Genomic DNA, 26518 nt, shown 5'->3' on the forward strand with positions numbered 1-26518 from the left:
TCATGCGTTCTGGAACAATGTAACAACTTAAACCAGCCAGACCATGATGAAATGGCGATCGTTTTATGGTATATGCGGCATAGCCCTGGTACTTGGCAGCTGCACAAAAGAAAAAGTTCCATCAAAAGAGGAACAACCAGATCCCCGGTCAGACAAACCAACTCCTGTTGTTGTTGCCACAACCGTTCAGGGCTCCCAATCGGGGTTTGCATTCTCCTTTTTTAAGGAACTGCAAAAAACAGTATTTCCCCAGGAAAACCTGTTCGTTTCGCCCCTGAGCCTGCATATAGCCTTAAGCATGGTGGCCAACGGAGCCGGAGGAACAACCCGGGAAGAAATACTGACCGCCCTTGAAGCAAAGAACCTGTCGGTAGCAACATTGAACGAAGCCTCCCGCACCCTTTTAGAAGTGCTGCCCAAAGCAGATCCGGAGGTAACCCTGGGCCTCGCCAATGCTGTATTTTATAAAAACAGCTTCCCCGTAGAAGCCCCGTTCTTAAAAACACTCAACGACTACTATAAAGCAGAGGTTTCGGGCCTTTCCTTTCAGCCATCAGACCTGCCGGTGATCAATAAATGGGCCAGTGACCATACCAATGGAAAAATTCCGAAAGTAATGGATGAACTGAAGCCTGACCTGGTAATGCTATTGCTGAATGCACTGTATTTTAAGGGCGACTGGCGGGTAAAATTTGACAAGAACGCAACCCGGCCGGCAACCTTCACAAAACAGGATGGCAGTACGATGCAGGTGAACATGATGTACCTGAATGATACCGTAAGATATGCCGCCACTCCCGATTTTGCAGCCGTTCAAAAACCCTACGGCAACGGGCAGTTTACCCTGACTGTTCTATTGCCAAAAACAAGTGCCGTTGCCGACCTTTTTAACCAGATGGATGCACAAAAATGGGATGACCTGCAACAGGCCTTCCAAACCACCAAAGTAGGAGTTGGACTTCCCCGGTTTAAGCTGAAACAGGACTTTAGGCTGAATGCGATATTGGAAGCCATGGGGATAAAAAAAGCCTTTACACCGATGGTTGCCGATTTCAGCGCAATAAGCAAGGAACCGTCTTCCATTAGTTTTGTGAAGCAAAGCACTTTTATAGCCATGAATGAAGACGGTACGGAAGCCGCAGCGGTCACCAATATCGGTATGGTAGGCACCAGCGCCCCCCTCAATCCTCAATTTATCTGCAACAAGCCTTTTGGAATTATCATCAGCGAAAATACTTCACAAAGTATACTGTTTATGGGGCGTATTTCTCAACCCGTAGACTTACCGTAGAAAAAGCACCTTTTTTGGAAGCCCTCTGCATTGATGTTAATGCAGGGGCTTTTTGTATATTCGCAGTCCGATTTTATATAATTTTTAAGCGCAAATGACAATATCCTATAAATGGCTGTGTGAGTACCTGCCGGTAACCGTAAGTGCAGATCGATTAAGCCAGATCCTGACTTCCATCGGACTTGAAGTGGAAGCCGTTCACGAATACGAAGAATTAAAAGGTGGCCTTAAAGGCCTTGTAGTTGGGGAAGTGCTGGAAACCAGCCCCCACCCCAATGCCGATAAGCTTAAACTGACCCGGGTTGCCGTGGGTGGCGATACGCTCCGCATCGTTTGCGGGGCTCCTAATGTAGCAGCCGGTCAAAAAGTAGTGGTAGCCCCTGTGGGTGCTACTATTTACCCCGTTAACGGTGACCCGGTAACTATGAAGCTGGCCAGGATCCGCGGGGAGGAAAGCCAGGGCATGATCTGTGCCGAAGACGAAATTGGCCTGGGCGCCTCGCATAACGGCATTATGATATTACCCGCAGATGTTAAAGCCGGCACACCGGCATCCGAATATTTCCAAAGCTATTCCGATACTATTTTTGAGATCGGACTTACGCCCAACCGTATGGATGCCATGAGCCACTGGGGCGTAGCAAGGGATGTTTGCGCCTACCTCTCGCATCACGACAAAAAATCGGTGCGGCCCAAACTTCCGGACACTCACCATTTTAAGGCCCCCAAAGGCAAGGCCCCACTCAAAGTCACTGTAGAAAACAAAACCGCCTGCCCGCGGTACAGCGGTATCTGTATCGATAATATTAAAGTAACAGCATCACCTAATTGGTTGCAGCATCTACTAAAAGCTATTGGACTGAGAACCATCAATAATATTGTAGACATCACCAATTTTATCCAACATGAAACCGGGCAACCGCTGCATGCTTTTGATGCCGATAAAATCCGTGGCAACCAGGTTATTGTTAAGAACCTGCCGGAGGGAACACGCTTTACCACGCTGGATGAAAAAGAGCGGAAACTGAGCGTGGAGGACCTGATGATCTGCGATGCGGAAGGCGGAATGTGCATTGGCGGCGTATTTGGCGGAATAGAAAGCGGAGTAACCGGGCAAACCACCCGGATTTTTCTTGAAAGCGCCTGCTTTGACCCTGTTACCATACGGAGAACCTCGTTCCGGCACGGGCTTCGGACGGATGCTGCCACCCGTTTTGAAAAAGGAACGGACGTTTCAGCTACCGTAAACGTTTTAAAGCGTGCGGCAGCCCTGATCCTTGAAACCTGCGGCGGCACCCTCAGCTCCGACATTTATGACATTTACCCCGAGCCACAGCCTAAAAAAGAAATTTCCCTGAAATACCACTATCTCAAAAAACTGAGTGGAAAAAATTATCACCCCGATGCTGTAAAATCCATCCTGCAGGCCCTGGGATTTGAAATTGAAAAAGACACTATCGACTCGCTCCTGATCTCCGTGCCCTATCACAAACCGGATATTAGCCTGCAGGCCGATGTAGTTGAAGAAATTTTGCGTATTGACGGGCTTGATAATGTGGAAATACCAACCTCAATTAAAATAACACCTTCGGTTGATGAAAACATTGAAGGTGAATTAATAAAGGAAAAAATAGTATCCTTTCTTACAGGATCCGGGCACCACGAGATCCTGACCAATTCCATCACCAACAAAGCTTACTATACAGAAGAGGAACTTAGCACTGTGGTGAAAATGAAGAACAGCCTGAGCGCCGAGCTGAACATTATGCGGCCGGATATGCTGGAAACCGGTCTTGAAATTATTGAATGGAACCTGAACCGGAAGAACGAAAATTTAAGATTATTTGAATTTGGCAAAACATACAGTATCAGTAAGAAAGGAAAATTTGACGAACCGGAACATCTTTGTATCTACCTGACGGGAAACCAGCAAATGGCCGGCTGGAAACAACCTGGTATCAAATATGATTTTTTTGCGCTGAAAGGTATTGTTGAAAAAGGACTGCAATTGTGCGGGCTTACCGGCCTGCAATTTGAAGAGCTAAAGGATGCCAATTTCCAATATGGATTGGTGCTCAAATCGGGAACGGCAAACCTGGGCAAGCTTGGTGCCGTGCATAAGGAGCGCCTCGCGCGCTTTGATGTTAAGCAGCAGGTATTTTACGCAGACCTGAACTGGACCACCATTTTAAAAATGGCGCTAAAGTACAAAACCCAGTTTGCCCCCATTCCCCGCTTTCCGGCGGTGCAGCGCGATATTGCCATGATTGTTGCGGAAGAGCTGCCCTACCAATCGGTAGAAGCGGCCATCCGGAAATTAAGCCTCAAAAAACTACAGGCCGTGCAACTGTTTGATGTTTTTGTAAGCGATAAGCTGGGAGCAGGGAAAAAATCACTGGCAATCAATATCACCTTCCTGGATGAAGAAAAAACATTGACCGATGGGGAGATTGATGGCTGGATGAAGAAGATCATGCAAAGTTTGGAGAGAGATTTGCAGGTAGAAATCCGGAAATAATCTTAAACTGAAATTGTTTACCGATGAGTCAGGCAATAGAAGATAAAATAAAGCAAATACAGGATAAACTGGTGCAGCTCTGCCGCAAAAATGCCGTTATTGAAAAAGAAAATACAGCGCTGAAACTGGCGCTGGAAGAATCAAAGAACTCGGCGGCATCCGCGGCCTCCAACATGGAAGCCATGCAGCAACAGCTGGATATTGCCCGGTATGGCAACACCCAAATGAGCCCCGAAGAACGGAAGGCTTTTGAAAAAAGGGTAAATGGCTACCTCAAAGAGATTGACCGGTGTATTGCATTATTAAGTGTTTAACCTATTAAATAAATGAATGATGTCAATGGAAGACAACCTGATCCCCGCCAATATTATGATCGCCGACCGGCATTTCCGGATCAAAGTTGAGCCGGCCGATGAAGAAACCGTGCGCCACTCCATCCGGATCATTAATGATAAAGTGATGGAATTTAAAAAAACCTTCCCCGGCAAGGATATGCAGGACTATGTATCCATGGTGCTGATCTGGTTTGCCACCGAGTTTAAAGCCGAAGCCACTTCATCCATGGATGCCGGTACAGTCATGGAAAAGCTAAACCAGCTGGAAGCTATTATTGATACGGAACTGGGATAGATTTTTTGTTTCGGGTTTGATGTTTAAAGTTTAAAGCTCAAGGTTTAAAGTTTCATGCACATCTTGCACACTCAGTTTCCTTGTCTGATGTTAGCATTCAGCATTTGAGCCCTGAAGATTCATCGCGGTTCCCGGGAAAACCCGGAAGCCGTCAGCCATTTGTTTTCAGTACTAAGTGTCTGCCTCAAAAGGTTTCTGGGAGACAGCATTCATCACACCAACCGTAAAAAAACCGAAGCTTCGGGAAGCTAACGTTAAACTTTGAACGTTAAACGTGAAACCTAAAGCGTCCGCTTTACCATTTTTGCTTTGATGATCCGCACATTCCATATAGGACGGTCGTGGTCCTTCCCCTTGCTTGTGGGCACGGCAGCTATTTTATCCAGCACTTCATACCCCCTTATTAACTGGCCAAATACGGTATAGTTCTGATCCAGGTGCGGGGTACCGCCAATGGTGGTGTATACCTCCCTGGCGGCAGATGGGATTTTTCTTCCGTTGAGCCGCTTTACGTCCAGTGTATCGAGGGCGCCGGCGGTCCATACCTTTCCCTGAACAATATAAAACTGGCTGCCGCTGCTGGCCTTCTGCGGGTTTACGGCATCCCCTTCCCTTGCTGCAGCCAGGGCCCCCTTGCGGTGAAATAATTGCGTATTGAATTCTGCCGGTATCATGTAAGCCGGACCTCCGTTTCCAAGGGATTGCCCGCCCGCGGCATGCCGGCTATCCGGATCGCCGGACTGGATCATAAAATTGCGGATCACCCGGTGAAACAGCACGCCGTTATAATACCGGCTCTTCACCAGCTTTATAAAATTATCCCGGTGCTGCGGAGTAAGATCGCTTAGCCTTAACAGCAGGTTTCCATAGTTGGTCTGTAGCAGTACATCCTTTTTATAGTCGGACCGCAGGGGCTTACCGGTAGCGCAGCTGCTCCATAGCACCAGGCCCGCGCAAGTTATCAGCAGGAATTTTCGCATCATCAAAAGAAATGTTCCGGTTAATTTTTTACCCGCTTTTTGAGATCCGCTACTTTGATGGTCATCTGGCGTCCCACTTCTTTTTTCCCTTTATAGGTGATGATGCGCAGTTCATCGGCATCTTTCGGAATTTCCAGCGGCTCCTTATATTTTGGATAAAAACGATCGGGCGCCGAATTATCAAAACTGGTATAAATATCCAGGCCATCAATCTCCGGTGTAAGGGTCACCAAATAAATCTGATCCTTTTTTGAAACCGCTACAGAAGGATCATAGATCGCCGGCGAATACTTGATCTCCGCCGCATTGAAACGGTCAAAGAACTGTTCGGTTTTAGCGGCAAATTTTTTCCAGTCTTTTTTCTCTAATGGCGACCAAACGGATTCGGCAATAGCCAGCCCCCGCGGCCAGGTCATGTACTCGGCCTGCCGGATATTATAAACATTTTCTGTCCAGAGGTTGGCCTGTCCACCCAGTATATATTGTGGATTGGCTCCTTCAGGAACGGGGTTAAACTTATAGGTTTGCGATAACCGCAGGGAAGCGTAGATGGGCACTTCCATACTTACATCCCCCTGCATATAATCAATATAGGCAAACTGTGTAGGGCTCATCACCACATAGTGCTTCGATTTTGATGCTTCGATACCATATTTTTCCCCGCGCCAGCTCATCAATGCGGCAGTTGGCGAAATACCGCCCTCAAGGATCTCATCCCAGCCCATCATTTTTTTTCCCTTGGAGTTTACGATCTTTTCGAGGCGTTTTTCAAAATAAGCCTGCACCTGCGGTATGGTTTTCAGTTTTTCCTTCTTCATGAGGGCCAGCACCTGCGGGTTCTTCTCCCAAAAGTTATGCGGCGCTTCATCGCCCCCAACATGAATATAAGGAAAGGGAAACAGCTGTGCCACTTCGGTCATCACCTTATCCAAAAACCCGTATACTTTTTCGTTGGCAGGGCAAAGGGTGTTATCTATCAGCGCGATCGGGGGCGCTCCGTGCGACCAGTCCATAATGGGCTCACCCGCCCGTACCTGATATTTATCGGCGCCTTCGGTACAGGAGAGCTCGGGGTAAGAAGCAATGGCTGCCAGGCTATGCCCCGGCACATCAACTTCGGGCACAATATTTATAAACCTGTCCTTTGCATATTGCACCAGTTCCCTGATATCTTCATGCGTATAATAGCCGCCGTATGATTTGGGCTCATCAGGGAGCGGAGCCGAAAAAGTATTAAACAGTCCTACTTTGTTTACGCGCCATGCCCCTACCTCTGTAAGCTTGGGCAAACTTTTAATCTGCAGCCGCCAGCCTTCGTCATCGGTTAAATGAAAATGAAACATATTATATTTAAACCGCGACATATTATCGATATATTTCTTTACTTCATCTACCGTAAAAAAGTGACGGGAAACATCGAGCATCAATCCCCGCCAGCCCAACTTTGGATAATCCACAATTTCGATGGCGGGCGCTTGCAGACGCAGACCGTCTACCCGTTCCACATTCTCGATCTGCGAGGGCAACAACTGTAAAAATGTTTGCGCGCCATAAAACAACCCGGCCGGTTTGTTGGCCGCTACTGTTACACCATCCGGAGTTACCGAAAGCGTGTATCCTTCATCTCCCAAACGGCTATCTGCCCGTTTGTTCAATACCAGTTTAATAGTGGCATTGGTATTTTCCTTTTGCTCCTGCACTGTTGCGCCGGTATTGGAGATGCGGTCCTTTAACAGGGCATAGGTATGGCCCAGGTCCGCCTTCGCGGGAAGACTGATTGTAACATTCTGCGGCAATACAAAGCTGCCGGGCTTTTCGACCACCGAAACCGGTTCGGGTATTAAGGCTATAGCCGGATTTTTTTGTTGCGCAGTGCCCAGCAGTGAAAAAGCAAGAGCAAAAACGGTAAGGATTTGTTTATACATATCAATCAATCTTTAATTATTTATAAGGCCATTGGCTTAAACTGCTAATATAACGCGAATCCGATAATGAATGGCCTTTTGTATGAAAGAAAATGACAGAGGGAATGTTCCAGGTTCCAGCCCGCCCGGATAACCCGGTCGGACGAGGTTCCAAGTTTAAAGTTCCAGGTCGGATCCGTTTTTATACCCGATGTGCTGCTCACCATTAATTTGAGGATTTGAATCCCGATAGCAATCGGGAGTGGAAATGCGGAAATGTGAGAATGGGGTTTTCATTTGTTAACGCAGTCATCGTACCTTAGAAGGTTCATCAGACATCAGACACTCAAAGCCGACAGCTGGCAGCCGTTATTGCCGGGTCCGCATTGCATCGAAACCCGCAGAAGCGGTATCGGCAACGGTTCCATCCTTTTTTGTATAGATAAAATAGCATTCCAGTTCCGGATGTTTTTTCAAAAAAGCAAATGCTTCATCCAGGTGCAAACCCATAAACACATTATCATAAGCATCAGCAGTAATGGCGTCCTTTGCAAAAACGGTTACACTGATCATTTCATTATTAAGAGTGTAGCCGGTGCGCGGATCCATGAGATGCGATACTTTTTTATTGCCGTTCCTGTAAAAATTCCGGTATTTACCCGAAGTGGTTATGGCACCTTCTTTTACAAAAACGGTTTTGATTAACACAGGAGTTTCGGGATCTTCTTCTCCGGGCGGACTTTCTATTCCTATTTTCATCATTTCACCCGAAGGCTGTTTGCGGCCCTTTACACGGATCTCGCCTCCTACCTCCACCAGGTAGTGCTGCACGCCCCTGTTTTCAAGAAAACCGGCAATTACATCCACCGTATATCCCTGTGCAATGCCATTGACATCAATAGTTAGCCGGGAATCTTTTTTCAGGAGGCTATCCCCTAAAAAATACAGTTTCCGGTAGCCTACATATTGCAGCACTTCTTGTACCTGCTGCGGGGAAGGCATCGTCTTTGGCCGTCCATCGGGGCCAAAGCCCCAAAGTTTTACGAGGGGCATTACGGTAATGTCAAAAATTCCGGCGGAAGCCTTTGATACCTCCTGTGCTTTGATCACCACTTTTTTTAAATGCAGATCCGGTACCAGTCCCCGCTTTTCACGATTAAAACGCGATATCAGGGAATAGGGTTTATAAATAGAAAGCGAGCTATCGAGCGCCCCGAAGATACTGTCGGTCTCAAACCGGGTAAGGCAGCTGTCTGATGCATAATACGTGATATGATAGGTAGTACCCTGTGCAAACCCATTTATATGAAAGGCCTTCAATGCCGGTTGCTTTCTGAAATCCGAAAAAGCAACCATCAGCAATAGGCCACCCAGCAGGAAGCCGCCTCTCTTAAAAAGTTTCAGCATATCCGTCAAAGATTAATCAACGGTTTCATTTTTGAAACCATATCTGCCGCAGACTGCCGCTCCAGGTTTTTGATCTCAAATGTTTTAAGTGCCGCTTCCAGTTGTTGCAACCTGGCCGTGTTACCGCTGTCTTTATATTGCTTCTTAAGAATACGGATCTTTTCAAAATCCTGCACGCCTTCTACCATTTTTTCAAACCGGATGGATGTTACCGGTCCGGGGTACACCTGGTACGTGTCTCCTGCAGGCCAGGTACGAAAACGGCTGTCATTTACCGGATCTGCCACCCAGCTATTATAAGCCCAGCGCAGGTAACCTTCCATATTTTTTGCGGCCGTATACCAGCCGATCCACACATGCTCCGCCGGCGGCGAAAAAGTAAACCCATTGGGATACTTTTCGGTACAACAGGTATACCAGGTACTTAGCTGACCACGCTGCGTTCTTGCTGCCAGCACGTCTGCCGGAAACTGGTGCGCAGAGGCAATACAATAGTCATCGATATCCTTTTCGATCTCCGCATGGTATTCTCCTGCCAATGCTATCTTCCAGTCTTTATCAATTTGTTTCAGTAACTTAATAACCGATTTCATGGCATCCATCGGACGCTCGTCCATGGCAATGGTAGCTTTTCCGAACCAGCCTTTTGCCTTAAGGTGCCTGGTGAAATCTTTCAGCATAGGCGTCCAGAACGCGTTATAGGCCGCCGAGCCGATCTTGCCGGTAAATACGGTATCGCGCCCCAGGTTTTCATCATAATATTGGAAGGCCACTTTCCAGGGTACCATGCTATAGCAATTAATGCGCTCATTAATACCAGTGCTCATTACAAAGCTGATATATTTATCAAACAAATTATAATCAAAACTCCAGTTACCATCCTTCTTTTTAGTCCATTTGATCAGGCTTGGATAATCATCATAGGTCTGGTGCCCCCAGGGCTCATTTACAATACTGGCGGTAATGAATTTTTGTCCGGCTTTAGCCAGCATGGTATAGTAAGGGCGCATCCGTTCAAAATGGGCATCGCTCCAAAGCGGTACATTGTGTACACGGGCTATGGCAGCGGGGTGCTGCCACAGGTCCAGGTGAAATGCCCACCCGGAAGCAGGCGGCAGCACTTTGTCCAATACTTTAACCGTTAGCTTTAACCGGTATGCTTTACCGGCTTTTACCGTAATGAAGCCTTCATAATTACCTGCCTGTGCATCTGCCGGCACATCAATACTTACCCACAACGGCTGTACCCTGTTTTGCTGTAGAAGACCGCTGTTTTTTTCAAAATGTATGGCATCCGCTACCAGCGATGAATCAAAGTCTTCGGGTTTGCGATGTCCGCAACCATTGCGAAACTCATCCGTCATTACATATCCCATCAACCCGATCTGTATATGATCAGCCGGAATTTCCCCACCGTTTTTTGACCTTATCGTACCAACAGCTGCATCCACCGCTACGGCTTTTGCTGACCATACGCCCAACTGTGCATGCACCCGCTCTCCCTTCCAGGCTACCAGTGTTTCAGCAGTTTTAGATGCTGTTTCCGGAATACGATCCTGGGGATACCGTTTATTACTATTCAGAAAGCCAACGCGTGTACCACCCTTAAGGGTTTGCCAGCGCGCATTCTTTTGAGCCGCGGTCATGGGCGGTTCTTTCTGAAGGGCAAGACTTACATCCTGCGCCGTTAAAACGCTAAAAATAAAAAGCAAGGCTGTTGTTAGAAAATATCGCATGATCAGAAATTGAATATACTTTATCAGTGCTCAGTATAGGCGGCAAAATACGGCATTCTCCCTTTAAAACCTGCGATAGTGGAACCGATTGCACAGGTAAAATCGCATCAGCTACCCGTTGGGATTAAAATTTAAATCATTGTTACTCTGGTATCACCTCCATTTCCGGAGATCCTGAAACCGAAAAAGGCCGGTCGCCCTTGGCCAGCCCCCGGCTCCTGTTGGGCGTTCCGCTCATTTCAAAAGACAGGCGTCCGCCTTTCATTATCTCCTGGTAAGTGATGAAGTTCTTTGAATATGCCCTGCCATTGAGCAGTGCCTTGTTGATATACACATTCTTTTCGGAATTGTTACCGGCCTCAATGATAAATTTTTTTCCATTCTCCAGCGTAATAATGGCCTTTTTAAATAGCGGACTGCCGATCACATATTCGTTAGTTCCGGGTGTAACGCTGTACAATCCTAATGCGCTCAACACATACCAGGATGAGGTTTGGCCCTGGTCCTCATCACCGGGATAGCCGTTTTCTGATGCATTATACAATCGCTTCATTACTTCACGGGCATGATACTGGGCCTTCCAGGGTTCATTGGCATAGTTATATAAATATACCATGTGCTGGATAGGCTGGTTGCCATGCGCGTATTGTCCCATATCGGCCATAACCATCTCCGTCATCTCATGGATCAGGCCGCCATACGTGCCTACCTTAACCGTATTGGGCACAGAGAATACTGAATCCAGCTTTGCCGTAAACTTCCGGTCGCCACCCAGCAGCTGCTTCAAACCGGCAATATCATGAAATACGGACCATATCCAATGCCAGGCATTCCCCTCCGTATAAGGACCACCCCATTCAGTGGGGTCAAAATTCTTTATCCAGTTACCCCGTTCATCCCTTCCGAGCATAAATCCCCTGGAGGGATCAAAAACATGCTTATAATTAAACATCTTTTTGCCAAACAGATCCATATATTTTTTGTTGCCGATTGCCTTTGCCAAATAATAACCGCAAAAATCATCATAAGCATATTCGAGCGTTTTGGCCGTGGCCTCACGGTAGCGCGGATAGGGAACATAGCCCAGTTCGTTATATTCTTTGTAGCCATCCCTTCCGTTGGCAGGGCCCCATGGCCCTTTATGATTGGCTTCGTGATCGTAGGCTTCCAGTGCTCTTACAGGATCAAAAGTGTGAAGGCCTTTTGCCCAGGCATCCGCCAGTAATGATATGGCATGATTACCGATCATACTGCCCTGTTCATTGGGAAACGACCAGGCGGGCAACCAGCCACACTGCTCCTGCGCATCCAGCAGGGCGCTCACATAGCGGCCATGCATAACAGGATGCAGCAATGCATTTAAGGGAAACTGAGCCCGAAAGGTATCCCAGAAACCGGTGTCGGTAAACAGGTATCCCTGATGTACCTTACCGTCATAAGGACTAAAATAATAAGGGTTGCCGTTTTTATCAAGTTCGTAAAATTTACGGGAAAACAGGCTGGCCCGGAAAAAACAGGAATAAAAAGTAGCTTTATCCGCCTCTGAACTACCCTCAACAAGGATCTTCGACAAATGCTCATTCCATATTTTTGCTGCTCTCGCCTTTGTCTGCTCCAATGTCCGGTCGGCCCCCAGTTCACGCTCCAGATTCCGTTCCGCCTGCTCCATGCTGATATAAGAAGAAGCTACTTTTGCCTGTACCACTGCACCATCGCCAAACCGGATATATGCTCCCCTGCCTGCCCCCTCCGCCTTTAAAGCACCGGCGCTGATGCTGTCCGTTTTGTTCTCCCAGGTACCGTATGCGTTAAAGGGCTGATCGAACAGGATCACAAAAAAGCTTTTCCATCCTTTCTGAAATCCGCGTCCATTGTTGATATAACCGGTGATCTTACGTGCAGCCGGATCTATTTCAACACCGCTCAAACCAGTATACCCATCCAGCACCAGGAAGCTTTTACGCCCTTCCGGAAAATGAAACCGAAGGTGCGCCCCTCTTTCTGTGGGCGACATTTCTGTGGTGATCCCATTTTCCAGCGCTACCTTATAATAATGCGGTCCGGCAATTTCCTTTTCATGACGAAAAACAGCAGCCCGGTCATTTTCATTCACCACCAGATTGTCCGCTACCGGCATCAGCGAAAACACGGCATAGTCATTGGTCCAGGAACTGCATTGGTGCGCCTGTTGAAACCCGCGGATGGTATTTTTTGTATACTGATATTTCCAGCCATCGCCGTTACGCCCGGTTTGAGCCGTCCAGGTATGCATGCCAAAGGGCAATGCCGTTGTTGGATAGGTATTACCGCGGGTCAGTTCATGACTCGAATTAGTACCCTGCAGTGTATTCACATAGCGAACCAGGTTCCCCGGTTGTGCAAAAACCGTACCAGCAACCGTTCCGGCAATCAAACCCACAGCAAGCAGTTTCTTCAAAACATTCATGATTAATCCCGTATTAGGTATAAAAATAAAGCGTTTCTGTTACCGCTTATTAAGTTGGTCGTCCAACGCCTTCATAAAATAACCCGCCACTACGCTGCGTGCCTGAAAGCCCACCTGTTTTCCGGTGGTGGTCTCATGCCAGTCACTCATTGGCACCCTGCTTTTGGTTTCCGTTGCGTAACGGTATAAGGGTTCTATAAACTTTTCAAAATCACCACGGTTAGTGGTCATGGTTGCCGTCCACATGATCCAGTCGGATTTTGTATAGGTTTTTCGCGAATCCAGCGGCAGCCCGTATCGTTGCTGCTTTGTTAAATAGTACCGGATCTCTTTGTCATATACCGATTGCGGAAAGAGATTAAAGTTGAGTACCTTATCCCAAACCAGGTTGTATTTCTGGCTCCAGGTTCCCTTCTTTTCAAATGCCAGCGTGTAATGATCCCCATCATTGGCCAGCTCCATCCATTTGGATACCATCGGTTTTACCAATGCCAGGTATTTGCGGGCGGTTTCCGTTTCCCCCAGCATTTCAGCCAGCATGGCGTAGCTGCGCAGTGCCATTATCGCCTTGGCCGAAAGATTGACATTGCGGGCCAGATGGCCCGCAAAATCATCGGTACAAAGCTGGTTGGCAGGATCGAAGCCTTCTTTGCTCAGGTAACCGGCCCAGGTGGTCAGTGTTTTCCAATGTGCCCTGGCATACGCTGCATTGCCATCCACCCGCGCAATAGCGGCCATGAGGATGATCATATTTCCTGCTTCTTCCACCGGCATATCTTCGCCATAAGTTTGACCGTTTGCCAGCGGATAGGTACCCAGGTCGTGTGCGGCAAAAGGTTTGGCCCATTTTCCGCTTTCGCTATAATAAAATATTCCATTCATCATTCCCTTCTGCAGCGCCGTATTATACATCAGGAAAAGCGGCGCAGACGGATAGGTCAGATCCACCGTATTGATAGAACCATTGCTGAAGTTTTCCTTGGATAAAAATAACAGGTCTTTTTGCGGGCTCTCTACCAGCGCGTGCGCCGCAATACTCTGGCGGTAGATCAATTCACAAAGCTTTGCATACGCCTTGCCTCCTGCATGAAACGCATCATCATAAATTATTTTATCAAAATCATTTACTTTTTTTACTACCGTCTTATAAGAGGCGGCAGCTTCGTTCATTAATGCGGTAAAGGTTTTATTGCCATTTTTATTCCACCAGGGGCGCAGGTTATTATGAAAATACTGGATAGCGTACAGCTCGTCATAGCCCAATAACATAAACTGCTCCTTATCAGCGATGCCTACCTTTCCCAGGTTCAGCACCGTATTTAGTACCAGGCTCCTTCCCCGGATGCCGGATTGCGCCGCGGGCGCCCTGTTGCCGGTAAACCCGGCAATGCCGTCCTGCTGGCTACTCGTTATAAACTGTGTGGCCTGCTCTTTAGCAGCACCTACATAAAAATACCCCCAGTCGATACGAAGATCATCTCCTTTTTTGGCAAGCACCGGCTGACTGGTAGTACCGGTTTGCAGCATTTTGAGTGATCCCGTGTTCACTACATTTGCCATCACCTCCTGGGAGGGTTCATTTACGGCTATATTGGAGGAGGCTCCCAGGTATACTTTTACATCATGCTGCCGCCCATCATTCGATTTTACTGCATAGGAAATATACGATACAGGGCGGGCCATCAGATCCAGCTCTTTTAATAAAAGCGGGGATATAAAACGAACGGTCAGATCTACTCCTCCTGCCTTAAAGTCGTAAACGGTTTGCAATGCCCTTACTTCAACATTGGATTGGCTCGCTTTCAGCAGCTGCAGTGATGCTGGTGGCGGCACTTTACGTGAAATGCCCAGGTCCAGATGGCGCCCTCCTGCTGTATTGCGCAGGTGCACGGCCAAAACATTTTTCCCCTTCTTCAGATTCGTTCTTAAAACCTCGTTCAGATCCAGGTAGGTCATCCGGTTAACCCAGCCGGTCTTATGATACACCAGGGTTCCGTTCAGGTAAATATCGATATTATCATCATGATTAATCTTCAGATACAAATCGCCATCCACCGGACCTTTTACATTGAACGTGCGCCTTACCCAAAGATCGTCCGTATCCCAAAAGGTTTTTGCCACCGACCGGTTATCAGAGAAGGGGGCTGCACCGTTTTTCCAGCTGCGATCATCAAACCCGGGAGCATTCCAGCCCGGGCCGGGATCCTGCTCGGTGTACTGAACATTATAGGGCGTTTCATCGCTTGTGGGAGCTATGGCAGCAAAGCGCCCCTGTTCCCTGCCAAGAAACCTGTAAAACCGGTTATCAACTTTTATAATGCCTACCAGCGATTGTTCTGCGCCGGACCAATGTGTGGTTACCGATTCATTCAGCTGGTCCGTATTACTCCAGATACTAAAATAGGGCGAATGAGTGATCAACGGGTAACTAGGGGCTTTCTGGTTTTGACTATCAACACCGGGTGGGTAAAGAAAAAGGGCCATCAACAGAACACAGGATCTAACTCCGTGGCAAAATGACTGAAGCATAAGACGATACATTTCGTTTTTAATAATTGAATACAGCGGCAACGAAAAGGTGTTTGCAATACTCCTTACCCGGTTGTTTTATATCCCGGTTCCTTCTTATGGCAATGCAACTCATCCGTTCCTCTATGGCGAAATTCCCAAAAAAAGATCAATTGAGGGCTATAAAATGTCTCAATAGTTAGTCAAATCTGTTCATTCTCCCAAAAGAAAAGCCATTCCCAAAAAGGGAACAGCTTTTGCTTTAAATATTTATTCTGTTTTATTGTGCCGATGTCAGATTCCTGCGCACTTTTTTTACAAAATCGAGCGATACACCAGTTGTTTCTGCAGCCTGGGCATCCGTAAAACCATGCTCAAGAATAAGATTTTTGACAACTTCATAACTCTTTTGTTCCGCGCCTTTTTCCATACCTTCCAATATCGCTTTATCCTTGGCGGTTTTTAATACGGCGTATTCGGTCCATCGATCTAAAACGTCTTTCTGGTATAACATATATTCCTCCTTTTTTAAGTTAGCCACCTCTGCTATTTCAAACACCTGCTGAAATGTTTCTCCCTGTAAAGTTAATGGAATTTCTTTCATTTTTCTCATATTTCGAAGCACATACAGCCAGCGCTCAACATCGGTTTTTAGTGCATCCTCACTGCAATCAAAATTGGGTAATTCTAAAAATATGAATTCCAATTTATTATAAAACACGCAACCGGTTGCGGCTTCAGTCAGCCGTACATGGTGCAGCCATTTACCCGGCTGGGAATTATTAAAGTTAAAGTCTGCTATCCCAATAAAATATACTTCCTTTAGTTCAAAATCCCAGTGCCTGTTTCCTTTTATGCCCTGCTCATGTAACTGACTGGCTGTATAAAAAAGTGCCCGGTCTTTAAAAAACTTCTGATCGGCGCGCTGGATCTCAATGATAAACGTTTCGCCATTAGCGCCCGTGCAGGTAATATCGAAAACGGCTTTGCGGTAATGCTTTGCCGGGCCATGATTTTCCTGCGGATTGTATGCCAGGTTGCAAATGGTCTTCCGGCCTTTGAACAAGGCATTCAAAAAGAAAATCAGCAGGTCTTTGCTGGAGTCAGAACCAAAGATTCTTTTAAAACCAAAGTCGGTTAGCGGGTCGATGTACCGCCCTATCGGAGGTACATCCGTGTTATTCATAGTAGCCATGCTTAAAGATACAATTTTTCCTGGATTGTGGCATCACCTCCAGTTCCGCGTCCATGTTGGCGGGGTCCTTCGCTGCACGCGCTCCAAATCGCCCGTTAGCATACAGCCCCAACACAATCAAATATGATTTCTACTATCCGGGAAAGGACTACAAAAAACCTCCCGGAAATGTCCCGGGCATTACGCCGATACATTTCAAATATGGATCCTACTCAGCCGGGCGCTGCTCCTTCAGAATCCGCAGTTCCCTGGGATAGTAATTATTGATACGGTTGGGCAACACATTCATCCAGCCCATGGGATGCCCGTCAAAAACAGCCAGTTGCCAGCCTTTCTGCGCTGTTTCCAATACAAAATCTTTTCGCTGCAGATAATGGATCGCTGTATCTTCAGACAGGCTTGTCCGGGCAACGGTGCCCGAAACCAACCCACTCAATGCCAGCGCATGATCCGGTATCAGTTTATCCCGAACCAATTCTCCTACCAGGACTCCCGAATAGATCACTTTCATCTTTTCCGCTAAAAGATCCAGTGCTTCAAAAAGCGATTCGGGCCATGCATAAATGCGACCGCCAAAACTAACAAATTGCCTTTCAGCTGTACCGATCCAGTTAGTTAGCAACCCGGCTTCTTTTGCGGAAAGCGGTTTCTGTTTTACCCGGTATTTTCCCAACCTGCCGGTAGTATCTTTTTTCCGGAATACGCCCATAAAAAGCCCCTCCCCCTTTACACGGTGTGGCCAGAAACGATATCCGAAGTTTGAGCCTTCTTTTACGGCGATCACATTCCAGCCGGGCTCTGTATTCAGTTCAATACCTTCCAGTCCCATCTCTTCATCCAGCCATTTCAGAATATCTTCATCTTCTTCTTTCGAGTAAGAGCAGGTAGAATAAACCAGTACCCCGTCCTCCTTCAACGCAGGCAATACATCTGCCAGGATACGCTGCTGGCGCTGGCTGCAAAGCGCCACACCATGCTCGCTCCATTCCGAAATCGCAGCTTCATCCCGGCGAAATAACCCGCTTCCACTGCAGGGGGCATCCACCACCATTACATCAAAAAAGCCAGGCAACATTACAAAGTCGCCCGGGTCATTATTCGTTATAGCAATATTTGAAGCGCCCCATTTTATAACATTATCCTTTAATACCGCCGCCCGGCTCCGGATCACCTCATTGCTCACCAGCAGACTATCCTTTGAGATCAGTGATTGTAGGTGCGTAGTCTTCCCACCCGGAGCGGCACAAAGATCCAGTACCTTAAGAGGCTTTGCAAGATCAGCCGTCTGCTTCAACGCCTGTTCCAGAAACATGCTGCTGGCCTCCTGTACATAGTAGCAACCCGCATGAAAAAGCGGATCAAAGGTAAAGGAGGGGCGATGAGCCAGATAATATCCCAGGCCCGACCATGGCACAGGGTCCATACCTGTTTGAAAGGAGGGCGCAGAAATTTTACGGGGGTTGATCCGGACTGAAGTAACCTGGGATCCCGACCGATGTACTGCAACAAATGCCGTTTCATCAAAGCCAGGGAGGCCATTCAAAGATTGGATAAGCGAAGATGGTAATTGCACAACGCAAAAGTATAAAAACCAGTGAACTTATCTTCCGGGGCCCGCCATTTTTATAGCATCCTGTCCCGGCCGGAAAGCCGCCAAAGCGCCTCAAAACTGAAACCAAATTTTAAATACAAAAAAACCGGGGGAAAATGCAACAGAAATCCATTATAAATTCGCTTTCTTTGTATTAAACAAATTCCATTTTTAAAATCAATAATAAATTCTATACTATGACTGAAATTACGTTAAAAGGAAATCCCGTTACAACAGCAGGATCCTTGCCTGGAAAAGGGAGTAAACTCAAGGATTTTACGCTGGTGAACGCAGGGCTAACCGAGAAAAAACTTTCTGATTATGCCGGTAAAAAAGTAGTGCTGAATATTTTTCCCAGCGTAGATACGGGTGTATGCGCCGCCTCTGTTAGAAAATTCAACGAAAAAGCTGCAGCACTTGAAGATACTGTAGTCCTGAACATCTCGAAAGACCTGCCATTTGCACTGAACCGCTTTTGCGCCGCAGAAGGCATCAGCAACGTAGAAACCCTTTCCGACTTCAGAGGAAATTTTGGTAATGATTATGGGGTAACGTTTGCCGACTCTCCCATGAAGGGCCTGCTGAGCCGGGCGGTAATCGTGGCTAATGCCGCTGGGGAAGTAGTGTATACCGAGCAGGTACCGGAAATTACAACAGAGCCCAATTATGAAGCAGCATTAACTGCATTAAATTAACCAGGAAGAGTGGTTGTTTCAACGTTTATTTTTGAAGCAACCACTTTTTTATTCTTTCCACTAATATGACAAAATCAAGACTTGAAGCATTCAGCGATGGCGTGCTGGCTATTGCCATTACCATTATGGTGCTGGAGCTGCGTCCACCGGAAGACGGCTATACATTAAAATCGCTGCTGGAACTGCTCCCTACTTTTTTGAGTTATGTATTAAGTTTTATTTATGTAGGCATTTATTGGAACAACCATCATCACATGTTCCACCTTGCGGATAAAATAAATGGCGCGGTTCTCTGGAAAAACCTGAACCTCCTGTTTTGGCTATCGCTCTTCCCGTTTACAACCGCATGGATGGATAAAAACTATACCCAGCCCTTACCCGTAGCCGTCTACGGTTTTGTACTGGCAATGGCAGCTGTAGCCTATCTCATACTTCAGAAAGAATTGATAAAGGCCGGTGGCCCCAATTGTAAACTGGCGCAGGCGGTGGGCACCGATTCAAAAGGAAAAATATCCGGCGTCCTGTATCTTGCAGGCATCAGCGCCAGCTTTATTGCTACATGGATCAGCATTACATTGTATACGATTGTAGCCCTCATCTGGTTCATCCCCGACAAACGGATTGAAAAATTTTATGCAGACGACAATGAGATCTAAAACCGGACGGAGAAACCCTGTTTCTCTTTGAATGCGTTCCGGAAACTTACAATGCCGATATAAAAAAGATCCACATCACAGGTTACAGCTTCATGCGCTACAATATTTTTCCAGGCGGTTTCCATTTCCCGGCTCCAGTGAATATCGTCAAATATCAGCAAGGTATCGTTATGAACATGCGGCAGCAGTTGTTTAAAATAGCGCTCTGTAGGCTCCTGCCGGTGGTTTCCGTCAATAAAGGCAAAATCAATTTTTGGCATTGATTCCAGAACGGCGGGAAGCGTATCGTCAAAATCACCTTCTACCAATTCTATGTTCGTCAATTCCAGGGCCGAAAAATGCTTTTTTGCCAATGCTGCTACTGACGGCGCCCCTTCCATTGTGATTACCCGCGCCTCCGGATCGGCGGCGGCCAGGTAGGATGTGGTAAGGCCCAGGGAGCTGCCCATTTCCAGAATACGCCGGGCCTTATAGTGGCGGATCATGCGGTACATGAGCTGCCCGTATTTTGCCGGCTTGGCTGCATTTTTTGCAATGGAAGCTACCGTCCGGGTACACGACCGCGTTTTTGATGACCCGGCCCCCAGGTCTTCTACGGTGATTATTTCTCCATCTTTCAAAAGTTCTTTGCGAAGCGTCTCAATCTTATCATACGCCGGGTAACGGGTAAAATCATTCATCACTTTGGTGATCAACTCAAACACGAAGGGCGAATGCATGCCATGCCCCTTGCTATTGGATGCATGGATATAGTATTTAAAATATTTGGATGCGGCAATTAGGGGAGAATATACCATTGAAATGTAGAATATTAAATTTTAAACGTTAAATGTAGAACGATTGTTCCTGCTATACAACTGGAACCATTGTGGCAACATCAAGCTTCCGTTTTACGTTGGTTACCGGGTATTCAATTTTCTAAATTCAAATGCGTTCCCAGAGTTCAAAAGTATAATCGAATAAATGTTTTTCATCGGCTTTATATTCCTGTTTACTCGTTAAGCTCCAGGCATTCTGATCAAATACCGGAAAAAAAGCATCCCCCTCCAGGGCGGTATCCACACGGGTCAGGTAGATCCGGTTAGCCTTGGGCAGGTATAATTTATAGATTTCCCCTCCCCCGATCACCATCAGCTCTTTGACGTCCATTTCCTTCACCAATAATTCCACATCATTTTGACTGCGGGCCACGATCGCATTATCAATTTTGAGGCTTTTATTAGTGCTGAGGACGATATTTTTTCGTCCCGCAAGGGGTTGTTTAAAGGATTCAAAGGTCTTGCGTCCCATTACCACCGGCATGCCCCAGGTTACATTTTTAAAATGTTTCATATCATTGGGTAACGACCACAATAGTTTGTTGTCTTTACCAATAACGTTATTGTTAGATGCGGCTGCTACTAAAGAAACTATCATAAATATTGAATATTAAACACCGAATTTAAAATTTAGAACTATTTACTCCTGTTTTTTTGAGCAGTTGCTACACTTGCTGCAAAGATCGCGATCAACTCATTGCATTCCTGCAAAGCAATGCCCACAGATTCATGCATAGCTACCGGTTTCTCCTTTATAATTCTCAGGTTAATTTTTGTTTCCCGTAGTTCCTTAAGCGCACATTTCATCTTGTGTATAAAATCGGCCTGCAATTCTGCGGCCTGAACTTCTCCATACATCAGCGCGGGTGCCGTTCCGCTCTTTGACAATTGATGTTCAAGATTATTCCCGGCTTTTGTCGATGGCAAAATGTCACAAACATTCAGCGCAAGAATTGCGAAATGTACCAACCGGTCCTCCAGGTCGTATTTTCGGGCATTTTCCATACGTTAAATTCTACATTTTGCGTTCTACATTCTCAGACCGCTACCACGCCCTTAATGCCCGGATGCGACTGGTAGTTTACCAGTTCAAAATCTTCAAATGAAAAATTAAAAATATCTTTTATTTCCGGGTTTATTTTCATCTGCGGCAGCGGATACGGTGTACGTGACAATTGCAGTTTCACCTGCTCCAGATGATTCGTGTAAATATGTACGTCTCCAAAGCTATGTACGAATTCACCCGGCTCCAGATCGCATACCTGTGCAATCATCATCGTTAACAGCGCATAGGATGCTATATTAAAAGGCACCCCTAAAAACACATCTGCCGAGCGCTGGTACAACTGGCAGCTCAAACGGGGCTTTCCGGGTTTTCCATTTGTAGTTTTTGGAGCTGCTACATAAAACTGGAATAAGGTATGACAGGGCATCAGCGCCATCTCCGAAAGCTCACCCACATTCCATGCATTTACGATCAGGCGCCGGCTATCCGGGCTTTTTTTGATCTGCCCGATCAGGTCGGTTATCTGGTCCACCACTACTCCATCCTTGCCTTCCCAGCTTCGCCACTGTTTGCCGTACACCGGCCCCAGTTCTCCGTTTTCATCGGCCCACTCGTCCCAGATCCGTACACCATGTTCCTTCAGATATTTAATATTGGTATCCCCGTTTAAGAACCAGAGTAGCTCATAAATAATACTTTTCAGGTGGAGTTTTTTTGTGGTAACAATCGGAAACCCTTTCTGAAGATCAAATCGCATCTGGTATCCGAATGTGCTGATGGTACCGGTTCCTGTCCGATCCGTCTTCTCAACTCCTTCATTTAAAATATGTTGTAACAAATCCAAATATTGCTGCATGGATGCAAGATAACAATAATAGCCCCATCCCCGAAATCTGCCGCAGCACCTGTGCGAAACCTGTGCATAGGAGACCAGGGTTCAGCTATCGGCTCTTAGCTTCCAGATGAAATGAGACCCCATATTTGAGATAGAACATTTGGTATAAAAGCGAATCTAATGTTGAACCTGCCCCGCCGGCCATCAGGCGGGTGGTAAACCGGGAACCTGAAACTAAAATCCCGCCCCCGGCCACCTATACGCCTGTGTCCACATCTTTAGCCGGTCCATCTGCTCCCGGTGGTCCTGGATCCAGACCTCGTTCATTACATTTCCGGAAGGAGTATAGATATGATGACCAAAACTTTCGGCAAGTTGCTGCTCATGCAGCCCGCTGAAAAACGGCAGGTAAAATCTTCCGTAAAATCCGGTATGTCCGGTTTGCCCTGCCAGCAACTCAATAACGGATGACAGCCGGCTGGCAAACCGGTCTGCCGGCAGCTGTCCTTCTGTTTTTGAGGCATCCGCTGCCGCGCCAAGTTTAAACAACAGCTCTATCGATTTAAAATCATCATCTGCCGGCTTTTTATTCTTTTTTTTCTTCAACGAATGCCCTGACAGCTCAATGTGATAACTGTTGGAGTCAGTTTTTTTTACACTGCCTTCCACCAGGCCGCGTACTACACCCAGCACGTCCAGGGCCTGTTCACTCCTGTTATCCAGCAACAGGTAGGTCATATAAGGCATCAATGCGGCTATTTTACTATGCCGGAGCAGCAGCATCGTCCGGCCCAGCATAAGATGAGAAGACAGGTGCCTGGGATTTTTTAAGAGCGATGCTTCCAGCTCGGAAACGCCGGCATCAATTTGATGAGTCCGCAGGAGGGTAATCGCCTTATTATAATTGAGCATGTTGTACCCTGGTACTTTTTTGATCCCCTCATCGTACACACTCAGCGCCTTCTTATGATCGCCCTGCTCATCCAGTGCCGACCCCCAGGTGCTATAGGCGCTGCCAATAATGCCAGTATCTGCACGCTGATTTTTAACAACGAGCTGACTCAACGCAATGGCTTCCTTATAATTTTTAACCGCCATCAGCGAATACGATTTTTCATACTGAGCAAACACATGGTCCGGATCTATCCTTAAAACGCTGTCGTATTTTTTTATGGCATCTGTATATTGCCCCCGGTCATGGAAACGGATTCCTTCCATCATCAGCAGCCTGATCCTGGTGGAATCCTGCCCCTGCGCCCCGGATAGCAATAGTAGAAAGAACCCGGCGGCAAACAGCAATTGTTTTTTCATATCTGGCATTTACTTCAAAATTACAGATCGCAGGCCGCATTTCGATAAACAGAAACCCTTCCTTTTTCAACAGCCGCAAAAGCAGCATAGAAAAAGGGCACGGCCTTTTTATGGTACCCCGGCAATTTCCGTTATCTTACCAGAAAATTTTTATTATGGCCAGCCAGCGGTACAGCAATCATGTCCGGTATTACACACCCCATCATTTTATCTTTTACCCGGCAATACTCCTGCTTGAAACAGGCGCCGTTTATAATATTTTCCATAACCCCGCCTTAAAATTGGTATGGATCTTCATCGCCCTGCTGATCCTGCTGATCGGATGGCTGTCGTATATGCTGCGGCAGCACTATGCACTTACCCTTCAAAACCGGGTTGTGGTGCAGGAAATGCGGTACCGGTATTTTGTATTAACAGGTAAAAACTTTGAACCGCTGGAACAGCAATTGTCCTTTTCGCAGATCGCTGCACTGCGGTTTGCACCGGATGAAGAGCTACTGTCGCTTATTGAAAAAACACAGCAGGAAGGGCTTCGCCCCCGTTTCATTAAACAGCAGATCCGGAACTGGAGGGCAGATACTGCACGGGTATAAGGCCTCTCCTGCCTACTTAAAATATTGAAAAACGGGTAGGGATGCCCTGATCAGCTTTTATGTAAAAAACATTCAGACTTCAAATCAGACAGGTTATTCTTATCCAAAAAGGGTACTGCTCAGATACCGGTCGCCCCGGTCGCAGGCAATAAACACAATAGTGCCCTGCTCCAGTTCGGCTGCCAGCCGGAGGGCCGCCGCCGCCGCACCGCCGGTACTCATACCTGCAAAGACGCCCTCCTCTTTCGCCAGCCTTCGCGTATAGTCAACTGCTTCCGCCTCGGTAATATCCATAATCCGATCTACGCGTTGAGGGTCAAATATCCTGGGCAAATAGGCTTCGGGCCATCTCCTTATACCAGGGATGGATGCTGTTTCCGTGGGCTGGCAGCCCACAACCTGCACCTTTGGGTTTTGTTCCTTTAAAAAACGGGAGCATCCCATAATGGTACCAGTAGTACCCATGGCGCTTACAAAATGTGTAACAGCACCGCCGGTATCGCGCCATATTTCTGGTCCCGTGGTTTTATAATGTGCACCCCAATTATCGTCATTAGCAAACTGGTCCAACATAAAAGATTCTCCCCTGGCGGCTTTCGCTTCAGCATAGTCCCGGCAGGCTTCTATTCCTGCCAGCTGCGTCACCCGGGCACCAAAGGCTTCCATGGTTAATGTGCGCTCCCGGGTAGAGGTGTCGGGGAGCACCAGCTCCAGTTCCAGGTCATAAAACCGGGCAATCATAGCCAGTGCAATACCGGTATTTCCACTGGTGGCTTCCACCAGTTTGTCTCCGGGTTTAATAGCGCCGCGCTCCAAAGCGGAGGCGATCATATTGAATGCCGCCCGGTCCTTCACACTGCCGCCGGGATTGGTGCCTTCCAGTTTAACCAACACATTCACATTGGGATTGGGGTTGAGTTTTCTAAGTTCCACCATGGGAGTATTCCCCACCAGGTCCAGTAAAGAAGCCATATCGAAAAAATTATATATTATAAAATGAAGCGTTAAGGAAACGATATTGAATAGTGAATAGGAAGTGGTGAGTAGCCAGTAGGCAATGTGCATCGAGCGTAGAACCGGCACTAACGTTAAACTTTAAACGTCAAACCTGAAACTTTGCCCCCCTTCTACTCCAGTATTTCCTGCTCCACCAGGTCAATCGATGGCCGGTGATACACTTTTGAGTTAGGAGGTATGCTCCGGGTAAGCCATACGTTTCCGCCCACAATGCTATTGCGACCAATTACGGTATCGCCCCCCAATATGGTTGCATTGGAATAAATAACCACTCCATCTTCCACGGTAGGATGACGCTTGCGGTCCATCAGGCTCTTATCTACACTCAGGGCTCCCAGGGTTACTCCCTGGTAAATCTTCACATGATTGCCTATAACGGTCGATTCGCCGATTACCGTACCGCTGCCATGATCAATACAAAAATATCCGCCGATAACGGCGCCAGGATGAATGTCGATGCCGCTGATACCGTGGGCATGCTCGGTAAGAATCCGTGGCAAGTGTGGTATCTGCTGGTTCAGCAGTTCATGAGCTATGCGGTAATAGGCAATGGCAAAAAAGCCCGGATAGGCGCGGATCACCTCAAACCGCGTTTTGGCAGCAGGATCGCCGGAAAGGATTGCTTCAATATCGGTATTTAATAAACGATACAACCCGGGCAACTGCTTAAAAAAGCTGCTAGCCTTCTTTGACACCTGCGCGCAGGTATCTGTAAGTTCCAGGATGGCCTTCAGCTCTTTTTCCCGAAGCTCAAACTTATGATGCACTTCATCAATGCTGATGGGGAAACAATCCGCACGCTCCGGAAACAGCAGGCAGATCAACGCATCCGCCCATCGTGCAATAACCTGGTTGGGGGGTACCGCGGGTACCCCTTTCTGCGATTCAAATATCTGCTGATAAAACTGATTATTCTTATTCACTTTGTCATACATACCCCACAAATCTACCATAATAATTAAAAAGCGGGCCTAAAAATAATGCTACATTGGCAACGGAATCCTTTTAAGCATCATCGATACGTTGTTATCGAACCGGTATCAAAATTATTTCTATCAATTTCCTGGCCGGGGGATTTTAGCCAAAATACATACTCATTTTATCGATGATACAACGGGTTTGAACTAAGGAGAACGGCATTCTATCGAATACCCTGCTCAACGTTTGGCAGATACTGTTTGGCGGCAATATCTTTACAACGGTTTAGAGGGCTAAGAGTGGGGTTCGTAATCTTTCCAGACCAACGTACGCCCCTCTTAATTTTATTACCCTTCGCTATTTTCAACTGGTGGGCCCTCTTCGGGCTTTCATCTTTTTTCAGAAATATTTATTTACGTCCAGGCTTAGCCTGTGCATTAAAACCTTATGTGCCTCTCCTTCA

General features: G+C 47.0%; 22 protein-coding genes. 7 read left to right on the plus strand and 15 right to left on the minus strand.

From position 1 onward, the window contains the following. The first annotated feature begins 43 nt into the window (after window positions 1-43). The 4 genes from GGU45_RS09475 (at window position 44) to GGU45_RS09490 (ending at window position 4439) form a co-directional block, all read left to right on the plus strand. On the plus strand, window positions 44-1291 hold the full coding sequence (locus GGU45_RS09475) for a serpin family protein (protein ID WP_435224124.1): 1248 nt from the start codon (window positions 44-46) through the stop codon (window positions 1289-1291). Between the two features lie 94 nt (window positions 1292-1385). Continuing rightward, entirely contained in the window at window positions 1386-3809 is a 2424-nt protein-coding gene (pheT, locus tag GGU45_RS09480) for a phenylalanine--tRNA ligase subunit beta (protein ID WP_435224125.1), read from the plus strand. A 23-nt stretch (window positions 3810-3832) separates the two neighbouring features. After that, window positions 3833-4123 (plus strand): hypothetical protein, encoded by a 291-nt coding sequence (locus tag GGU45_RS09485; RefSeq protein ID WP_435224126.1) that lies wholly within the window; start codon window positions 3833-3835, stop codon window positions 4121-4123. A gap of 25 nt (window positions 4124-4148) precedes the next feature. Further along, on the plus strand, window positions 4149-4439 hold the full coding sequence (locus GGU45_RS09490) for a cell division protein ZapA (protein WP_435224128.1): 291 nt from the start codon (window positions 4149-4151) through the stop codon (window positions 4437-4439). 281 nt (window positions 4440-4720) lie between these two features. Here GGU45_RS09490 and GGU45_RS09495 read toward each other — a convergent pair whose 3' ends face one another. From GGU45_RS09495 to GGU45_RS09530, 8 genes are all read right to left on the minus strand, one after another. Further along, entirely contained in the window at window positions 4721-5422 is a 702-nt protein-coding gene (locus GGU45_RS09495; RefSeq protein ID WP_435224130.1) for a peptidylprolyl isomerase, read from the minus strand. 17 nt (window positions 5423-5439) lie between these two features. Beyond that, entirely contained in the window at window positions 5440-7344 is a 1905-nt protein-coding gene (locus GGU45_RS09500; protein WP_435224132.1) for a beta-N-acetylhexosaminidase, read from the minus strand. 348 nt (window positions 7345-7692) lie between these two features. Next, window positions 7693-8730, minus strand: coding sequence for an FAD:protein FMN transferase (locus GGU45_RS09505; protein WP_435224134.1), 1038 nt, complete (start codon window positions 8728-8730; stop codon window positions 7693-7695). Window positions 8731-8735: 5 nt separating this feature from the next. After that, on the minus strand, window positions 8736-10466 hold the full coding sequence (locus GGU45_RS09510) for a DUF4091 domain-containing protein (RefSeq protein ID WP_435224135.1): 1731 nt from the start codon (window positions 10464-10466) through the stop codon (window positions 8736-8738). 142 nt (window positions 10467-10608) lie between these two features. After that, the gene (locus GGU45_RS09515; RefSeq protein WP_435224137.1) at window positions 10609-12912 is read right to left on the minus strand and encodes a GH92 family glycosyl hydrolase; all 2304 of its coding nucleotides are present in this window, start codon (window positions 12910-12912) and stop codon (window positions 10609-10611) included. Between the two features lie 39 nt (window positions 12913-12951). Next, window positions 12952-15396 carry a glutaminase family protein gene (locus GGU45_RS09520; protein WP_435224138.1) on the minus strand — a complete coding sequence of 815 codons (2445 nt, stop codon included), beginning with the start codon at window positions 15394-15396 and terminating at the stop codon, window positions 12952-12954. Window positions 15397-15700: 304 nt separating this feature from the next. Further along, window positions 15701-16615, minus strand: a complete 915-nt coding sequence (locus tag GGU45_RS09525) for an Rpn family recombination-promoting nuclease/putative transposase (protein WP_435224140.1) — start codon at window positions 16613-16615, stop codon at window positions 15701-15703. 208 nt (window positions 16616-16823) lie between these two features. Further along, window positions 16824-18188, minus strand: coding sequence for an RsmF rRNA methyltransferase first C-terminal domain-containing protein (locus GGU45_RS09530; RefSeq protein ID WP_435224141.1), 1365 nt, complete (start codon window positions 18186-18188; stop codon window positions 16824-16826). 215 nt (window positions 18189-18403) lie between these two features. On the opposite strand from GGU45_RS09530, the gene tpx reads away from it, so the two are divergent. Continuing rightward, window positions 18404-18901, plus strand: a complete 498-nt coding sequence (tpx, locus tag GGU45_RS09535; RefSeq protein ID WP_435224143.1) for a thiol peroxidase — start codon at window positions 18404-18406, stop codon at window positions 18899-18901. Window positions 18902-18966: 65 nt separating this feature from the next. Beyond that, window positions 18967-19557, plus strand: coding sequence for a TMEM175 family protein (locus GGU45_RS09540; RefSeq protein ID WP_435224145.1), 591 nt, complete (start codon window positions 18967-18969; stop codon window positions 19555-19557). On the opposite strand, the gene GGU45_RS09545 is transcribed toward GGU45_RS09540, so the two are convergent. The 5 genes from GGU45_RS09545 to GGU45_RS09565 all read right to left on the minus strand — a co-directional run bounded on the left by GGU45_RS09545 (window position 19554) and on the right by GGU45_RS09565 (window position 23527). Next, window positions 19554-20354: an O-methyltransferase gene (locus GGU45_RS09545; RefSeq protein ID WP_435224147.1), complete on the minus strand. Its 801-nt coding sequence runs from the start codon at window positions 20352-20354 to the stop codon at window positions 19554-19556. The two genes, GGU45_RS09540 and GGU45_RS09545, sit on opposite strands and share 4 nt — an antisense overlap. A gap of 127 nt (window positions 20355-20481) precedes the next feature. Next, the gene (locus tag GGU45_RS09550) at window positions 20482-20973 is read right to left on the minus strand and encodes a dihydrofolate reductase (protein WP_435224148.1); all 492 of its coding nucleotides are present in this window, start codon (window positions 20971-20973) and stop codon (window positions 20482-20484) included. Window positions 20974-21011: 38 nt separating this feature from the next. Then, window positions 21012-21380, minus strand: coding sequence for a four helix bundle protein (locus GGU45_RS09555; RefSeq protein ID WP_435224149.1), 369 nt, complete (start codon window positions 21378-21380; stop codon window positions 21012-21014). A 32-nt stretch (window positions 21381-21412) separates the two neighbouring features. Then, window positions 21413-22237 (minus strand): thymidylate synthase, encoded by an 825-nt coding sequence (locus GGU45_RS09560; RefSeq protein ID WP_435224151.1) that lies wholly within the window; start codon window positions 22235-22237, stop codon window positions 21413-21415. A gap of 213 nt (window positions 22238-22450) precedes the next feature. Beyond that, a complete protein-coding gene (locus GGU45_RS09565) occupies window positions 22451-23527 on the minus strand; it encodes a tetratricopeptide repeat protein (protein WP_435224153.1) in 1077 nt (358 codons plus the stop codon). 155 nt (window positions 23528-23682) lie between these two features. Here GGU45_RS09565 and GGU45_RS09570 point away from each other — a divergent pair, with 155 nt between their 5' ends. Next, a complete protein-coding gene (locus GGU45_RS09570) occupies window positions 23683-24120 on the plus strand; it encodes a DUF6526 family protein (RefSeq protein WP_435224155.1) in 438 nt (145 codons plus the stop codon). Between the two features lie 99 nt (window positions 24121-24219). Here the strand turns inward: GGU45_RS09570 and cysM are convergent, their stop codons facing one another. Then, window positions 24220-25092, minus strand: a complete 873-nt coding sequence (gene cysM / locus GGU45_RS09575; protein ID WP_435224156.1) for a cysteine synthase CysM — start codon at window positions 25090-25092, stop codon at window positions 24220-24222. Between the two features lie 155 nt (window positions 25093-25247). Then, a complete protein-coding gene (locus tag GGU45_RS09580) occupies window positions 25248-26090 on the minus strand; it encodes a serine O-acetyltransferase (protein ID WP_435224158.1) in 843 nt (280 codons plus the stop codon). Between the last annotated feature and the right edge of the window lie 428 nt (window positions 26091-26518).

This window comes from Niabella hirudinis (assembly GCF_051201075.1).
GTDB classification, from domain to species: domain Bacteria; phylum Bacteroidota; class Bacteroidia; order Chitinophagales; family Chitinophagaceae; genus Niabella; species Niabella hirudinis.

Excerpts from the sequence above, each read along its gene's own strand:
- tpx (WP_435224143.1), top strand. The coding sequence starts at position 18,404 with ATGACTGAAATTACGTTAAAAGGAAATCCCGTTACAACAGCAGGATCC.
- GGU45_RS09485 (WP_435224126.1), top strand. The coding sequence starts at position 3,833 with ATGAGTCAGGCAATAGAAGATAAAATAAAGCAAATACAGGATAAACTG.
- GGU45_RS09560 (WP_435224151.1), bottom strand. The coding sequence starts at position 22,237 with ATGCAGCAATATTTGGATTTGTTACAACATATTTTAAATGAAGGAGTT.
- GGU45_RS09505 (WP_435224134.1), bottom strand. The coding sequence starts at position 8,730 with ATGCTGAAACTTTTTAAGAGAGGCGGCTTCCTGCTGGGTGGCCTATTG.
- GGU45_RS09570 (WP_435224155.1), top strand. The coding sequence starts at position 23,683 with ATGGCCAGCCAGCGGTACAGCAATCATGTCCGGTATTACACACCCCAT.
- GGU45_RS09545 (WP_435224147.1), bottom strand. The coding sequence starts at position 20,354 with ATGGTATATTCTCCCCTAATTGCCGCATCCAAATATTTTAAATACTAT.
- GGU45_RS09550 (WP_435224148.1), bottom strand. The coding sequence starts at position 20,973 with ATGATAGTTTCTTTAGTAGCAGCCGCATCTAACAATAACGTTATTGGT.
- GGU45_RS09565 (WP_435224153.1), bottom strand. The coding sequence starts at position 23,527 with ATGAAAAAACAATTGCTGTTTGCCGCCGGGTTCTTTCTACTATTGCTA.
- GGU45_RS09525 (WP_435224140.1), bottom strand. The coding sequence starts at position 16,615 with ATGGCTACTATGAATAACACGGATGTACCTCCGATAGGGCGGTACATC.
- GGU45_RS09580 (WP_435224158.1), bottom strand. The coding sequence starts at position 26,090 with ATGGTAGATTTGTGGGGTATGTATGACAAAGTGAATAAGAATAATCAG.
- GGU45_RS09520 (WP_435224138.1), bottom strand. The coding sequence starts at position 15,396 with ATGGCCCTTTTTCTTTACCCACCCGGTGTTGATAGTCAAAACCAGAAA.
- GGU45_RS09515 (WP_435224137.1), bottom strand. The coding sequence starts at position 12,912 with ATGAATGTTTTGAAGAAACTGCTTGCTGTGGGTTTGATTGCCGGAACG.
- GGU45_RS09475 (WP_435224124.1), top strand. The coding sequence starts at position 44 with ATGATGAAATGGCGATCGTTTTATGGTATATGCGGCATAGCCCTGGTA.
- cysM (WP_435224156.1), bottom strand. The coding sequence starts at position 25,092 with ATGGCTTCTTTACTGGACCTGGTGGGGAATACTCCCATGGTGGAACTT.
- GGU45_RS09540 (WP_435224145.1), top strand. The coding sequence starts at position 18,967 with ATGACAAAATCAAGACTTGAAGCATTCAGCGATGGCGTGCTGGCTATT.
- GGU45_RS09510 (WP_435224135.1), bottom strand. The coding sequence starts at position 10,466 with ATGCGATATTTTCTAACAACAGCCTTGCTTTTTATTTTTAGCGTTTTA.
- GGU45_RS09495 (WP_435224130.1), bottom strand. The coding sequence starts at position 5,422 with ATGATGCGAAAATTCCTGCTGATAACTTGCGCGGGCCTGGTGCTATGG.
- pheT (WP_435224125.1), top strand. The coding sequence starts at position 1,386 with ATGACAATATCCTATAAATGGCTGTGTGAGTACCTGCCGGTAACCGTA.
- GGU45_RS09500 (WP_435224132.1), bottom strand. The coding sequence starts at position 7,344 with ATGTATAAACAAATCCTTACCGTTTTTGCTCTTGCTTTTTCACTGCTG.
- GGU45_RS09490 (WP_435224128.1), top strand. The coding sequence starts at position 4,149 with ATGGAAGACAACCTGATCCCCGCCAATATTATGATCGCCGACCGGCAT.
- GGU45_RS09555 (WP_435224149.1), bottom strand. The coding sequence starts at position 21,380 with ATGGAAAATGCCCGAAAATACGACCTGGAGGACCGGTTGGTACATTTC.